Below are 14642 nucleotides of genomic sequence, written 5' to 3' on the forward strand. Positions count from 1 at the left end.
GTCGCGCCTTCGCTCACGGAACCACCGACTCAATCCGATAAAACGCGCGGCCCACGGGTGGTGTGGGGTCCACAAACGGCACCACACCATCATCACCCGCAGTCACAGTCGACACGGTACTCCAGCTTCCAGGAGCCAAGGTCAGACTTCTGCGGATCAGATACTGCGCACCGACGGTTCCTTTGAAGGCGAGGTCGATCTTGCCATCAGCACGACGTCCAATCGTGGCACCATTGTCAGAGGGAAGAGTCGTCCCGATCACGGTGACGTTCACAGTTCCATTCACACTGCCCCCACGACCATCCTGGATCACCGCGATGAAGCTGTCCGCACCCACGTGACCATTGGCGGGCACATAGGTCACGTTGCCTGAAGCCAGGGCGGCGCTGCCACCTTGGGTGCTGGCTGGGCCGGCACTGCCCACGATCAGGACATCACCATCCGCGTCGATGGCGTTGTCCAGGATGTCAGACGCAGGAATCACCGCCGCCGTGTTCATCGGCGTGCTGAACTGATAGCCGCCGAAGGTCGGTGCGGAGTTTGTCACGGTCAGCGTGGCGGTGGCGCTGGTGGCACTGACAAAGTTTTCGCCCGTGACGACCACATCATAGTCACCGGCCTGCGTTCCGGCAATGTTGGTTAGTTCCAGCCAGGGCAGTGTGGCGTTCGGAATCGGGGCCAGGTTCTTCCGCCACTGATATGTGACTCCAACGTTGCTCTGAAGTGTCACGGCAAAGGTCGTGCTGGTACCTGGATTCACCGTGCGTGAGGCCGGGGATGCCATGATGACGGGCGCATCACCGATCGGGGAGACACCCGGGCGCACCAGCACATACAGATTGCGCTTCGTGAAGCTCGAGGCGTTGGCGATCGTCGTCCAGTCGGGATGGCCCGTCGGCTGGCTGCCTATGCCGATATCGCCTGCGCTACCGGCGGCAGTGCCCCAGTTGTTGTAGGCCAGCAGAACCTGCGACTGGGCATAGTTGTGAACCTGCAGGCTGCCGTAGCCACCCGCATCCATGCGGTCGCCCCAGTCATAGGTCGTGGCGCTCGCATTCGGGATGTTCAGCGCATTGACCACGTTGTAGTTGCCGCCCCAGAACTCGATGTTGCCACCGGTGGGGAAATCACCTGTCGTTATGCCCGTGGCGACATTCGTGGCCACGGTGAGATTGCTCACGTTCATCTGGAAGGGAGTGCTGCTCACGTTCAGCGTTGGAACACCGACCTTGTTGAGGGTTGATGTATGCCGGTCAAACGAGGTAAAGATCCAGTTGTTATCCAGCTCCAGCACATAGGCCACGCGATCGAACTGCAGGCTGCGGAACTTGGGCTCATCCACGCTGTAGGGAATGGCATTCGCATTCCACCCGGGACGCAGGGCTGGAATGGCCACCTGGTAAACCAGCTCGTAGCCGGCTGCCTGTGGAATGCCAGAGATCAGCGCCGGCGTGGTAAAACTGGTGAAGCCCACAGCTGCACCGGCGGCCACGGGATTGCCTCGGGCGGTGAGATCCTTCACGTTGCTGACGGCGATCGTGTAGGCCGTGCCCGGTGTCTGGGCGGATGTCTTCAGGACTACTTCACGCTGGCCTGGCAGCAGACGCGCTTCGGTCACGGTCAGACCGGCGATGCTGAAACTAGCTGGTATCACGTCTGTCTCCGCCACCGGTTCATTGAAGGTGATGGACACCTGGTTCAGAGTGGATGCGCCAGTCGCGTGAAGGATCGCGGGACCCGTGACGTCCGTGTCTCCCGGAAGCACGAACACATGCAGGATCCGGCTGCTGAAGGACTGGCTGTTCGCCGCGAAGGTCCAGTCCAGATTTGCCGGCACCGCGCTATTGCCGATGCCGATGCCAAACTTGTTGATCGCGTTTCCAGCGGTGCCCCAGTTGCTGATGGCGAACAAAGTTTGCGATGCGCCATGATTGTGGATCTGCATGCTTCCGTAGGTGCCACTGGTGCTGCGTGTGTCACCAAAATCATAAACCGTGGCGCTGGTGGTGTTGGGGATGTTGATGGCATTGGGGGCCGAGTAGGAGTGCGGCCAGAACTCGATGTTCCCGGTGGTGATGCCGGTGCCAGTCACGATGCCGGCTTTGTTCGAGGCGACGTTCATGTTGTTCACGATCCTCTGATGGACCGCTCCCGAGGCTGTTGTGGGCACACCGATGCGTGTGGGATCCGTGGTGAAGGCATCCATGGAAGTCCATACCCACTCAGGTGTGTTCGTGCCGGTTTGAAGCTGCATGAAATAGGCCACGCGGGTGAATGGGCCGATCTGCGAGCTGTTGTTTACCGTGTAAGCTGGCGGCACCATGTTCCCCTGGTCCGGAATGTTCAGCGAATACACCAGATGGTAGCCCTGGGCATCTGCGATGTTTGCCGTCACCACCTCTGCTGGCAGAGCGGGCGTGGCGACGGGAAGCACCAGGACATGCAGGCGGCGCTTGTAGTAGGTTCCGGCATTCGCGGCACTCGTCCAGTCTGGCACCGCCGTGGTGTTGTTGCCGATGCCAACGTCGAGGGCATTGCCATCAGCGCCCCAGTGATTGATGGCGAAGAGCGTCTGCGAGGCTCCGTGATTGTGAATCTGCATGGAGCCAAAGCTGCCCGTGGTTTTACGGGTGTCGCCGAAGTCATACTTGGCGATGTCCCCGTTGGGAATGCTGATGCCATTCTCCACACTGTAATCTGTAGGCCAGAACTCGATGTTGCCCGTGGTGATGCCAGTTCCGGTGGTGATGCCTGCGACGTTGCTCTGCACCTCCATGTCTTCCACGATGGTCTGGAACACGGCTCCAGAGGCGGCAGTCGGCACACCGATCTTCTTGCGGTCGGTGGTGAGGGTCTTCATGGAAACCCACACATACTGGGCCGCGGCTCCTGGCTTCTGGGTCTCCAGGTAATACGCCACGCGTGAAATGGGCTGCGTGGCCGCGCTGTCATCCCAGGAGTAGGCCTTGCTGCCCAGCGCGTTCAGATTCCCCACCTGCGGCAGGTCGATGGTGTAGACGAGTTGATAACCATTCGCCGCAGTGCCCACACTGCTCGCCACCTCGGCTGGCAGGCCTGGCAGGGTCACCGTGGCGGTGGTGTTGGGTGCGATCACATTGGCGGACGGGGAGTTGTCACGAATACCGTTCACCGTCAGTGTCACCGTCTGGCCCGCAGGCATGAGGCTCGTTGTTAAAACGACTCTCCTCTTGTTGCTGCTCAGTTCCGTCGCCAGCACTTTCACGCCATGGCTGAGTGTGAAGTTTCCATTCACCACCGTCTGCGTCAGCAGCGGCTCGGAGAAGTCCACATACACGCGTGCACGGCCATTGGAGGCTGTGGCGGAGACGATGGTGGGAGCCACGGAGTCCATGGAGGCACGCACCAGGACATAGAGCTTTCGGGAGGTAAAAGAGTCCCCATTGTTTGAGTGTGTCCAGTCCGGACTGCCGGTCGGCTGGTTGCCAATGCCGATCTCCACGACCGACGGGGTTGGTAAGGCGCTGCCCCAGTCATTGATGGCAAAAATGGTCTTCTTGTCCGTGGTGTTATGCACCTGCATCGAACCAAAGGTGCCGGTCGTGGAGCGTGTGTCGTCAAAGTCAAAGCCCGTGCCGGCCGTGCTGCTGCCACCAATGCCATTGTTGGCGGTCTCCGTGTAGTTCGTGGGCCAGAACTCGATGTTTCCGGCCATGCCGTTTCCTTGCAATACTCCAGGAACGTTCGATGCCACATTGATGCTCGTCACTCCCTGCTCAAAAATGGCGCCGGACGCAACAGTGGGAATGCCGAGCTTGTAGATGTCATTGGTGAATGCATTCATGGACACCCAGGCATAACTAAAAGTGCCGTCAGGCTTCTCCAGCTCCACATAGTAGGCCACACGGTCATAACCGGCGATCAAGGCGCGGTTATCCACCGGATAGACCGGCGTCGTGGCACCATAGCCGGGCTGCAGGGGCAGGTCGATCGACTGCACCAGGGTGTATCCTGAGGACTCCGGCACATTCGCCGCATAGCCACGCGGTAGTGGAGGGGTGAATGTTGCCGTGGTGTTGGCTGGCAGGACCATCGGCACTGTCTGCCGGTCCACGATGTTGTTGATGGTAAGCGTGTAGGTCGTACCGATTGTCTGCACAGCGGTGGTCAGGGTCACCTCACGCTTGTCAGCGCTCTGGCTGGCCGCCGTGATGGCGAGCCCGGTGATGCTGTAGTTTGCCATGTCCGCGGCATTGTCCGCCACCGGCTTGCTGAAGCGGATGGTGACTGAATCACGGCTCTGCGGGCTGCGCGTAAACTGCACGTAGGGCGCATAAGCCACGCCTTGCGGAGGCACCACGGCCTGGATGGCAGGCAACCAGGCATTGGCCATCTTGTCGTAACCTGCTTGGTTAGGGTGCAACTGGTCCGGCATGTCAGACAGCGGCACGGCGGCGCGCATGTCCAGGAAGGTCACCTTCCGCCCGGCATTCGCATGAGCGGTGACAATGCCCGGCACTTGCGGGTTGAAGAGATTGACGATCTCCGTGTTGTTTGCCGCGTCGCGCTCCATGAGATTCGTGACGATGATCTGTGCGTTTGGACGCAGCGTGGCCATCTTCAAGATCAGCGCATCGAACCGGTTCGCGGCCGTGTTGATATTGTAGTCCTGCCCAAAATCATTCGTGCCGATGTGCAGCAGGATCACATCAGGATCCACGACACTGTTGAACCAGCTTTCAATGTTCGTGTCGATCTGATCGATGCGCCATCCACCCTGACCCTGATGGTTTTGATCCGTGAGCAGACTGCTGTTGTTCGTCTGCGTGCCGATGAAGTCAGGTGTGTATCCTGCGTTCGTCAGCAGCGTGTAGAGAGTGCCTCGATAGCCACCCAGATTGGCTGTGCCTCCAGAACCTACCGTGATGGAATCTCCCAGCGGCATGATCGTCACCACGGGTGGATCTGCCTGGACCTTCGGCGGCGAGAGTAAAAGGATTGAACTGAGGAGTGACGCGCAGACAAGATGGCACGAGACGGCGAGGCTGGATCGCTTGAGCATGGGGGGCTGTTGGTTGGAGAGCGAGGGTGGTTGCGACCTCATCAGTCCAAGGCCATAAACAGACGGTCCCGACGATCTGAACAGACTATTTGAAGGATGCCTTCGTGAGTCTTGGTTACGCCACCCGCTCACACTGTCTTTTTTCTACAAGACCTCCCGCAAATGACGTTCCCGAGTGAAGCTTTCTAGAATTGCAATAAAGAATGATTCAAAGAATGGCTAAGCATCACCGCTCATCGAGATTTGACAGCTGTGCGGCAAACCTGCAACCTCGCGGGCATGAGCCAACCTCTCACCCCTCGTCAGGTCGCCACGCAATGGTTCCAGAGAATCTGGAATGAGCGTGATGAATCCACGATCACGGAACTCATGGCTCCGGATGCTCACGGCACGCATGAGGGCGGTGTGGAAAGCCATGGCCCCGAGGATTTTAAAAACTTCTTCCGTGATCTGATCCGAACCTTCCCTGACATGCGCATCGAGCTGCTGGATACTGTGGCCGAGGGGGAGAAAGTCTTTGTTCGCTGGAAGGCGAAAGGCACGCATCAGGGAGACAACTTTGGCATCACGGCGACGCAGCAGCCCCATGAGTTCTGCGGCGTGTCATGGCTGGTGGTGCGTGACGGCCGTATCGTTGAAGGTGGTGACTGCTGGAATCTGCACGGTCTGATCTCACGCATGGCCGCTGCCGCCTAACTCTCTCTTTTTTGATCTGATCTTCTCATGCCATCAAACGTTTTCGGAACTCCTCTGCAAGGTTGCTGCAATGATCCTGTGACCGGCTTTTATCGTGACGGTTACTGCCGGACAGGTCCGGATGACATCGGTCTGCACACCGTGTGTGCGGTGATGACGGATGAATTTCTCACCTACACCCGTCAGCGCGGAAATGATCTCTCCACACCTCTGCCGGAGTATGATTTCCCAGGTCTGAAGGCAGGTGATAAGTGGTGCGTGTGCGTCAGCCGCTGGGCTGAGGCGCTGGCCGCAGGCAAGGCGCCCCCCGTGGTGCTGGAAGCCACGCATGTGCATGCGCTGGAGTTTGTGTCTCTGGAGGAGCTGCAGGCTCACCGCGCTGTGTGAGCCTGGCTCTCGCGTGGCAGGTGCTTTTATTTTTTCGCGGGATGCGCCACGAGCGCGGAGCTCAGCTGCTTCAGCTTCTCCTGGGAGGCTGCATCTTCAGGCAGTGCCTTGTCACCGCATGCTGGCAGCAGATTGTCCCAGATGGCGTTCATCTCCGTCTGGAAGGCATTCGCATCAGCCGTGATCGCCACCACCATGTCCTGCTCCGGGATCACCACGCAGAGCTGCCCTGCACGGCCATCGCCACGGAAGGCATGGTGCGTGCAGCGCCAGAACTGGAAGCCGTAGCCCTGCTGCCAGTCCACGCCGATCTTGGCGTGACCAGCCTTGTCGTTAGGCACCTGTTTGCTGGTGGCCTGTGCCACCCATTCCTCAGGAATGAGCTGTTTGCCATTCCACTTGCCCTTCTGCAGGTAGAGCTGGCCAAACTTGGCGATGTCCTCTGTGCGAAGATACAGGCCGTAGCCACCGAGTGACGGTCCTTCCGGGCTCGCATCCCAGACCGGGTTTTCAATGCCCAGAGGCTCAAACAAGCGCGGCTTCAAAAACTCCAGCACGGTCTGGCCGGTGACCTTCGTCACGATGGCGGAGCACATGTAGGTGCCATACGTGTTGTATTGGAAATGTGTGCCCGGCTTGTGCGGCACCGGCTGCGCGAGGAACTCCTTCGCCGTGGCCACATGATTGGGGATTTTGGGCTCCACATCATGACCGCCGGACATGCTCAGCAGATCACGCACCTTCATGGCCTTCAGGTTCTCGGAGGGTTCCGCAGGTGCTTCATTCGGGAAGAACTTGAGCACGGGATCATCAACACTCAGCTTGCCCTCCGCCACGGCAAGGCCGACTGCCGTGGAGCAGAAGCTCTTGCTCAGGGACCAGAGCACATGCGGCTTGTCTGCAGCTTCCGGCTTCCACCAGCCTTCACCGATGACATGACCATGCCGCACGATCATGAAGCTGTGAAGCGTGTTGATTTTGTCCACGGCCTCAAGGAAGCCGATCACCCCTTTTGACGACACGCCCTGGGCTTCTGGTGTGCTGCGTGGGAGAGGATCAGCCGCAGTGGCGGGAAGCATGGCCGCGAGCCAAAGCGCCGTGGTGATCTGGAGAAGGGCAGGGAGGCGAAGTTTCATGATGGATTGGGGAAGTTGGATGAACGGACGATCGCGACGGATTACTTCACATCCACAGCAGGAATGATGTAGCGCTGGAGCATGTCGAAAGGTTGCTCCGTCAGCGCGCCGACGTTCCAGCCGGTGAAGACGGCGACCGTCTCAAGATCAGGCAGCACGATGATGAACTGGCCGCCGAGACCCTGGGCCGCGAAACCTTCGATCAAATGGTCGCGCGTGCGGAAATTGCGCACCCACCATTGGTAGCCATAGCCGCGATAGGGCACCTGCTGCTTCGTGGATTCACGCACCCAGGCTTCGCTGACGATTTGCTGATCACCCCAGCGTCCCTTGTTCAGGAAGAGCTGCCCGAGCTTCGCCATGTCGCGTGGTCGCAGCCAAAGTCCGCCGCCGGTATGCACCGCACCGCTGGGTGTCTTGGGCCAGCGGAAGCGCGTGATGCCGAGCGGGCCAAACAGATGCTTCTCCGCAAAGAGATCCACGTCCATGCCTGCTGCATGATGCAGCGCCTCGCCCAGGCTGATGGAGATGCCTGAATGATAGAGGAACTCTTCACCCGCAGCTCCGGTGACAGATCTCTCAAAGACATAGCGCACAGGATCACGGCTCTTGTTCAGCCCCATGGCATCATTGCGCGGATCGGTGTAGGGGATGCCTGATTCATTCCACGACAGACCTGCTGACATGGAGAGGCAGTGCTTCAGCAAAATGGCCGCTTTCTTGTCATCCTTGAAGAGCTCGGCCTCCTTCGGGAAGAACGTGGAGATGGGTTCATCGACACCACGGATCAGCTTTTGATCGATGGCGATGCCGATGAGGATGGAGGTCACACTCTTGGTGCAGGATTGAACGGTGTGCAGAGTATCGGGGCCGAATTCCTGGCTGTTTCCCTCCGCATTCGTGCCGCGGAAATACTCATCGAGCACCAGCTTGCCCTTCTTCACCAGCAGCACGCTGTGGATGTTCTTGTAGGTGCCGTCTTTGAGCTTCTGCAGCATCTCCTCCAGCGGTGCCGTCTTGAGCCCCAGGCTGCCTGGTGAAGCGTTCTCCCAGCCATCACTGACCTTTTCCTGTTCGGTCGATGGAAGTGGTTTTGGCTCGGCTTTGTCATCAGCGCACAGGGCTGCGCTCATCATGAGGGATAGAAAGATGGGTCTCATTCGCGGGTGTGGGAAGGAAGGAGCGACTGCCTGTGAGAACTCCTGCCGGTGTCGAGCTATCGGCTATTTCTACAGGTGCTATTCGCCAAGAGGGTGAGTCGATGGTAAACTGCGGGCGCATGTGAACCCTTTCTCCGCGGATGAGTTCTGAAGATTTTCCATCAGGTCCCTGGACGGGCTACTATCAATACCCGACTGGCGAACGCGGCTCGCAGGATCTGCTGCTCATGTTTCAGAATGGCCGGATGAGCGGCGGTGGACAGGATGAACGCGGTGGCTTTGAGATCCAAGGTTCCTATGATGAGGACAGCAAAGAGGCGGATTGGGTGAAAGCCTATCCCGATGGCCACAAGGTCCTCTACCGCGGCTTTCGCGAAGGCCCTGTGCCGGGCATCTGGGGCACCTGGAACATTCCGGGAAACTGGTCAGGCGGCTTCCACATCTGGCCTCTTATTTCTTCGTCTGAAGATCTGGAGTCGATGGAAGAGGCTGAGCATGAGACACGTCATCAGCCTGCGCTCTTGCCTGGTGGATGAATCACTGCTGTGATCATGTCCATGATGAATCGTCCTCTGCTAGCCTTGTGCCTTCTCCTGCCTTGCCTCGCCCTGGCGCAGACTCCGCGCACTGTCATCGTGTTTGGTGACTCCATCACCGCGGGCGGTGCCTTGCCCAAAGAGCAGAGGGAAAAGCTGTGGGTGAAGCTTGTGGAGAAGGAATCTGCAGGCGCTCTGATCCTGATCAACGAAGGGAAGGGAGGCCGTCCCACGGCCAGTGTGAATGAGTTTGCGGAGATGCTCAAACGCCAGCCGAAGACGGACGCGCTCGTCATTGCTCTCGGCATGAACGACTCTCGCGATGTCACGCCTGGCTGTGTGCCCAAGGCGGTGAAGAATGTGCGCGCGATGATTGATAAGGCGCGTGAGGCTTATGGCAAAGCGCTGCCCGTGCTGCTCGTCGGCCCAACCAATATTAATCAATCAGCACTCGGTCCGACGAAGCCCATCGGTGATCAGCGTGAAGCCAATCTACGCGCTCTGGGAGATGCCTTGGCGAAGCTTGCGACGGAGACGGGCAGTGAGTTCGTCAGCCTCTTTGACGTGGTGCCGGATGCCTCGCTGATGAAGGATGGTGTGCATCCTGATGCCGTGGGAAATGAAGCCATGGCACACGTGATGGCAGTCAAGATGCGAGGCTGGCTGAAGACGCGCGCCGAATGACATGGCATAACAAACTTTGCCTGATGGGCGCGTCAGGTGATTCCCTTGCAGGGCATGTTCATTTTGCATGACGCCCATGCATCTTGCATGATGAAGGGTGTCTTGGTCGAAGTGGCGTTGTGTTGAAAATCAACGTGTTGCGAGGGTGTTTCGGTCTGGTCGGATTTCTGCGCAAGAAAGTGGGACCGAAACATCGACCTGCTCCGAATTTCATTTCGAGAACTGCGTCTGAACCACTGAACTCCAACCCCTAACTCTAATGAAACACCTTGTCTTGTTATTCTGTGCATCGTTTCTGGCGATCACAGCGCCGGCACCATCAGCGCGAGCTGATGTGTCGGTCTCCGTGGGCTTCTTCTACGATGCCCTGGACCCCTATGGTGATTGGGTCTACACACCCAATTACGGCTACATCTGGCAGCCCGTTGCCTCCCGACAACCGGACTGGGCACCTTATTCGGATGGCTACTGGGCCTACACCGATGCCGGCTGGACCTGGATCTCCGATGAGGACTTCGGCTGGGCCACCTATCACTATGGACGCTGGGCCCGTCTGAATAGTCGCTGGTCTTGGATCCCCGGTTATGAGTGGGCTCCTGCCTGGGTCTCATGGCGACAAAATGACAACCATGTGGGCTGGGCACCATTGCCGCCGGAAGCCCGCTGGTATGCCAACACAGGCTTCAGTTCCTGGACAGACAGCTACTATGATGTGGGTCCGTCGTATTATAACTTCGTGCCAGTGAACAGGTTTGCCTCCCAGGGTTCGCTGAGACCCTACATTGTGGATCGCAGCCGCAATGTGACCTACATCGATAACTCGGTGAATGTGACGAACATCACGTATCGCAACAATGTGGTGAACAACATCTTTGTCGGTGGTCCCGATCCAAGTCGTCTCGAACGTCTCGGTGGCAGCCCGATCCGCCGTCTGAATCTGCGCCGTGATGATGATGGTTTCCGTCGTGACTGGGTCGACGGCCGTGGTGATGGCCGCGATTTCCGTGATCGCCGTCCAGGAGACTTCCGTAATCTCTCGCGCATTGAAAATGACAACCTGCTCGTGGCAGCTCCTTCCGTGAGAAGGGATGACTCTCCAAGTCAGCCACGTCGTGTGCGTGACAACATCGAGCGTCCCGAAGTGGACCGCGGCTGGCGTGATGTCGGCGATTCGAAACTCGCTGAGCGTCTCCGCGAACGTAATCGCGAAGAACTGCAGAAGATCAGCCCGGACAAGATGCCAGAAAAGACACCGCTGGTGGTGTCTGGCCAGACTCCGCCGAAGGAACTGGACCGCACCCCGGGTGAAGGCCGTCTGGGTTCTGCCGGGCGTCCAGGTGACCCACGTGGCGCGCGGGATGAGGAGGTTCGCAAAGGACTGCCTCCGATGGCAGATCGTAATGTTCCTGGCCGAGTGCAGGATCAGCCCCCAGGCGATTCGAAGAAGGGCCGTGACGGCGTCGCCGACCGCAAGGGTCCAGATGGCGTGGATCGCAAAGGTCTTCCTGACCCCACTGACCGCAAAGGCCTTCCAGACGGTGTAGACCGCAAAGGACCTCCCGGCCGCGAAGGCGGACCGCTGGACCGTCGTGGTCTGCCAGAAGGTGTGGATCGCAAAGGCGGTGCACCTGCTCCTGATATGGATCGTGACCGTGCCAAGGGCCTCCCTGGCCGTGAGGGCGGACCGCTGGACCGCCGTGGTCCTGATGGCATCATGCCGGACCGCAAAGGACCTCCTGATCGTGACGGACAGCCGAAGCGTGATCGCGAGGGCCGTCCTGACGTGAATCCACGTGTCTTGCCAGACCAGACTCCAGGCATGCCCTCCAGGCCGAAAGCCGGACCCACAACCCCCGAGGAAACACCTCCTCGTCGCGTGGCTCCTCCTGATTCCCCAGCTCCTGGCGGCAGCATCATGCCAGAACGTAAAAAGGGTCCGCCAAAAGCTGGTCCTGACATGCCCGAGCCGAAGGGGGAAACTCGTCGCGCCCTGCCAAACCCGATTCCTGAGGCGAAGCCACGCGTGGCACCGATGCCGACACCCGATGTGACGCCGAAGACAGCTCCGATGCCGAAGCCTGAGCCTCGCCGTGCCGAGCCACGCCCGATGCCGCAACCGAAGCAGAACCCATCAGCCGTCCCTCAGCCAAGGAAGGAAATGCCACGCACTCCTGAAATCAGGTCCCAGGCTCCTTCCAAAGCGAGGCCGCTGCCCACTCCCCAGGCACGTCCTGCGCCCCAGGTGAGGTCCTCGCCGCCGCCTCAGGCTCGTCCAGCTCCAGCACCGCGCCCGGTGCCCCAGGTGTCAAGGCCCGCTCCGGCACCACGACCCACGCCACAGGCACGTCCGGCCCCGGCTCCGCGCCCGGCACCCCAGGCTGCCCGTCCAGCTCCTGCGCCGAAGGCAGCAGGCCCGGGTCCCCAGAAGAAAGAGAAGCGCTGATCTAACCCGGCGCTTCCAAATCACCGAATGCTGATCAAGCGGGTGCTCTAATGAGCACCCGCTTCGTTGTTGGGGGATGATGTCATGTCACGCCATGCCGCCATTGATTTGTGTGCTTCCCAGGCTATCCACTCCGCCTCAAATCCATGCGGAGTCAGAAGATCAACAACCGGGCGCCACGACCTTTCAACAATCAAAATGCCTCTGGCCGCTGGGCCGGTGGCCAGGGCGGCTTCATTCCAGCGCCGAAGTTTCCGCAACCGGTGAAGAAGGCAGATAAAGACGCTTCATCCAAAGATGGCGGCGAATCCAAGGCGCAGTCTTGAGGTGAGGCCATCGGGAGTGCGACGTCACAAGCTCCCCCAGTTTTTGATGATAAAGGACGGTGATGCCTTCGTTTCAGGGGCACCACCCCCATGAAGTCACTTCTTCGCATCAGCGCTTTTCTTCTGTCCGTGTCCTGTCTTCACGCGGAAGGACCTCCGGCCGTGGATCCAGATCTGCCGCAGCCGCTGGATTTCAATTTCGCGAATTCGCTGCTGAGCGAGTCGCCCTTCACCCGCTCCGTGAATTTGGAGAACACGCTGCAGCTGACCGGCGTGGCCTACATCAATGGGCATCCAGTCGCCACCGTGCTGAACAAGCAGACCAAGCAGAGCCTGATCGTGACGGAACAGCCTAACGAACTTGGCTGGCGCCTGCTGGCGGCGGAACCCGGCACTGATCCGAGCAACACCCAGATCGCCATGATGGTGGGACCCGAGACCATCACCATGCATTACCACGGCCAGGAGATGAATAACGCACCGGGCGGCAAAGGCAGCGCGAAGTCTCAGCTGGCCGGTTCCGGCTCAGGCAAGGATGGCACCAAATTCCGCACCTCCTCGCTGCTGGGCGACAAAGGCCGCGAGCTCTATGCATCACTGTCTCCAGACGCCCGTGACAAGTTCAGGGACCTCGTCAGAGCACGGATGGAGAAGCATCCTGAATTCACTCAGGAACAGAACTCGGATTACGCTCAGAAGGTCTTCGCCAAGATCAAGGCCTCTGATTCCTCCAGCAGCGCCAAGACGCCGAAGACCGGCAAGCCACCGAAGAAGAAGCAGGGGGCGTGATCGCCCATCGTTCGTGAGTCATTGGCTCGCAAAGAGTCAGTTCTCCTTCGGTTTGATCATCAGCACCAGCAGCACCGAAACGATGCACAGGCTGGCGAAGATGCCGAAGGTCACATTGAGCGGAACATGGCGGTCATTGAGGACTCCGAATCCCCAGTCTGCCGCACCACCCCAGCTCATGCTGACAAAGTTCATGATGCCATAGCCTGTGGCGCGCAGCTCGGGACGGGTGATCTGGGAGAGGATGGGCATGTTGTTGCCGTCAAAGAATCCCCAGCCGATGCCGAACAGGATCAGCGATGCAATGGCAAGGGTGAAGGAGTGCATTGCGGGTGCATTGCCAACGCCAAAGAGGGCCGGCACGATGAGCAGCATGCCCAGGGCGCTCACATGAATGCGACCACGCTGACTGCGGCGCATCCACCGGTCTGCAAGCCAGCCGCCCAGCATGGCAGAGACCAGCGCCGCCGCCTGCCAGTAAAGAGAGGCAGACACACCAGCCTTGCCCTGGCTGATGTTAAACTCCTTTTGCAGGATCGCCGGCATCCAGTCACGCACCACCCATGCTGCCAGGGCCGGGAGAGTGAAATACAAAGCCAGCAGGATGAAGGATCGGTTGGTGAGGAGTTCTCTCACGGCAGTGCCTACTGATGGCTTGACCCCAGGTGTGGCAATGTCTGTCGCCTGACGTGGCGCGTCTTTGAGCAGCAGAAGCAAGGGCACTGCATAGAGGATGCCTGCCAGCCCTGTGTAGTCGAACGCACCGCGCCAGCCAAAGTCAGGCCACTCATTCACATAACCCGCGAAGCCCCCGATCATCACCCCGCAGTAGATACCGGTCTGATGAACGCCCACCGCACGTGAGCGAGTGCCTCCCGTGTGGTAATCAGCGATCAAGGCCAGTGCTGCCGGGATGTAGAATGCCTCGCTCACACCCATGGCCGTGCGTGCCCAGAGCAGATCATGATAGTCCTGCACATGACCGGTGAAATAGGTGATTGCAGACCAGACCAACAGGCTGGCACAGATCGTCAGTTTTCGGCTGAAGCGGTCTGCGATGTAGCCGCCGATGGGACTGAAGAATGCATACACCCATTTGAACTGTCCCAGCATGTAGCCCCAGTTCGCCTCGCTGCCGATGCTGGGGATGTCCGCCATCACGGATGCCTTCATTGAGGCAATCATCTGCCGGTCCAGATAGTTCAGCAGCGCCACGGGAAAGAGCAGCGCCACAGCCATCCAGGCCATGCGTGAGGTGGAGATCGGAGCGGAGGCTGGCAGGGCGGTCATGGTTGGGAGGTCCGTTTAATCACAGCGCCTTGGCGCGGCAAAGGTTAAACCATGCGCATGTTTGACCTGAGCATGACCGGAAGGGAAGGCTGGATGCATGGCCAACGGCACTGACCAGGCACGCTTCCGTCTCTCCGCTCCCAGCTTTAGAGAT

Annotated in this window: 11 protein-coding genes; 7 read left to right on the forward strand and 4 right to left on the reverse strand. The window is 59.3% G+C overall.

Annotation, left to right across the window (positions count from 1 at the left end; translation table 11 throughout):
* Nucleotides 1–13: 13 nt before the first annotated feature.
* Nucleotides 14–5041, reverse strand: coding sequence for a GDSL-type esterase/lipase family protein (locus BGE01nite_RS27780; RefSeq protein ID WP_170267121.1), 5028 nt, complete (start codon nucleotides 5039–5041; stop codon nucleotides 14–16).
* Nucleotides 5042–5320: 279 nt separating this feature from the next.
* On the opposite strand from BGE01nite_RS27780, the gene BGE01nite_RS27785 reads away from it, so the two are divergent.
* Together BGE01nite_RS27785 and BGE01nite_RS27790 are read left to right on the forward strand one after the other, a co-directional pair.
* Complete coding sequence (locus tag BGE01nite_RS27785; protein ID WP_146856037.1) at nucleotides 5321–5737, forward strand: ester cyclase; 417 nt, start codon at nucleotides 5321–5323, stop codon at nucleotides 5735–5737.
* 27 nt (nucleotides 5738–5764) lie between these two features.
* On the forward strand, nucleotides 5765–6124 hold the full coding sequence (locus BGE01nite_RS27790; protein WP_146856039.1) for a DUF2237 family protein: 360 nt from the start codon (nucleotides 5765–5767) through the stop codon (nucleotides 6122–6124).
* Between the two features lie 26 nt (nucleotides 6125–6150).
* Here BGE01nite_RS27790 and BGE01nite_RS27795 read toward each other — a convergent pair whose 3' ends face one another.
* Both BGE01nite_RS27795 and BGE01nite_RS27800 read right to left on the reverse strand, forming a co-directional pair.
* Complete coding sequence (locus BGE01nite_RS27795; protein WP_174770067.1) at nucleotides 6151–7260, reverse strand: serine hydrolase domain-containing protein; 1110 nt, start codon at nucleotides 7258–7260, stop codon at nucleotides 6151–6153.
* Between the two features lie 41 nt (nucleotides 7261–7301).
* A complete protein-coding gene (locus tag BGE01nite_RS27800; RefSeq protein WP_218033120.1) occupies nucleotides 7302–8396 on the reverse strand; it encodes a serine hydrolase domain-containing protein in 1095 nt (364 codons plus the stop codon).
* Nucleotides 8397–8560: 164 nt separating this feature from the next.
* Here BGE01nite_RS27800 and BGE01nite_RS27805 point away from each other — a divergent pair, with 164 nt between their 5' ends.
* From BGE01nite_RS27805 to BGE01nite_RS27825, 5 genes are all read left to right on the forward strand, one after another.
* Nucleotides 8561–8956, forward strand: coding sequence for a hypothetical protein (locus BGE01nite_RS27805; protein ID WP_146856043.1), 396 nt, complete (start codon nucleotides 8561–8563; stop codon nucleotides 8954–8956).
* 21 nt (nucleotides 8957–8977) lie between these two features.
* On the forward strand, nucleotides 8978–9640 hold the full coding sequence (locus BGE01nite_RS27810) for an SGNH/GDSL hydrolase family protein (RefSeq protein WP_146856045.1): 663 nt from the start codon (nucleotides 8978–8980) through the stop codon (nucleotides 9638–9640).
* A 259-nt stretch (nucleotides 9641–9899) separates the two neighbouring features.
* Entirely contained in the window at nucleotides 9900–12083 is a 2184-nt protein-coding gene (locus BGE01nite_RS29190) for a DUF6600 domain-containing protein (protein WP_170267122.1), read from the forward strand.
* 146 nt (nucleotides 12084–12229) lie between these two features.
* Nucleotides 12230–12409: a hypothetical protein gene (locus BGE01nite_RS27820; protein WP_146856047.1), complete on the forward strand. Its 180-nt coding sequence runs from the start codon at nucleotides 12230–12232 to the stop codon at nucleotides 12407–12409.
* 90 nt (nucleotides 12410–12499) lie between these two features.
* Nucleotides 12500–13198, forward strand: a complete 699-nt coding sequence (locus BGE01nite_RS27825; protein WP_146856049.1) for a hypothetical protein — start codon at nucleotides 12500–12502, stop codon at nucleotides 13196–13198.
* Between the two features lie 36 nt (nucleotides 13199–13234).
* Here the strand turns inward: BGE01nite_RS27825 and BGE01nite_RS27830 are convergent, their stop codons facing one another.
* Nucleotides 13235–14488: an MFS transporter gene (locus BGE01nite_RS27830; protein ID WP_146856051.1), complete on the reverse strand. Its 1254-nt coding sequence runs from the start codon at nucleotides 14486–14488 to the stop codon at nucleotides 13235–13237.
* Between the last annotated feature and the right edge of the window lie 154 nt (nucleotides 14489–14642).

This window comes from Prosthecobacter gellanilyticus (genome assembly GCF_007992435.1).
GTDB classification, from domain to species: Bacteria; Verrucomicrobiota; Verrucomicrobiia; order Verrucomicrobiales; family Verrucomicrobiaceae; genus Prosthecobacter; species Prosthecobacter gellanilyticus.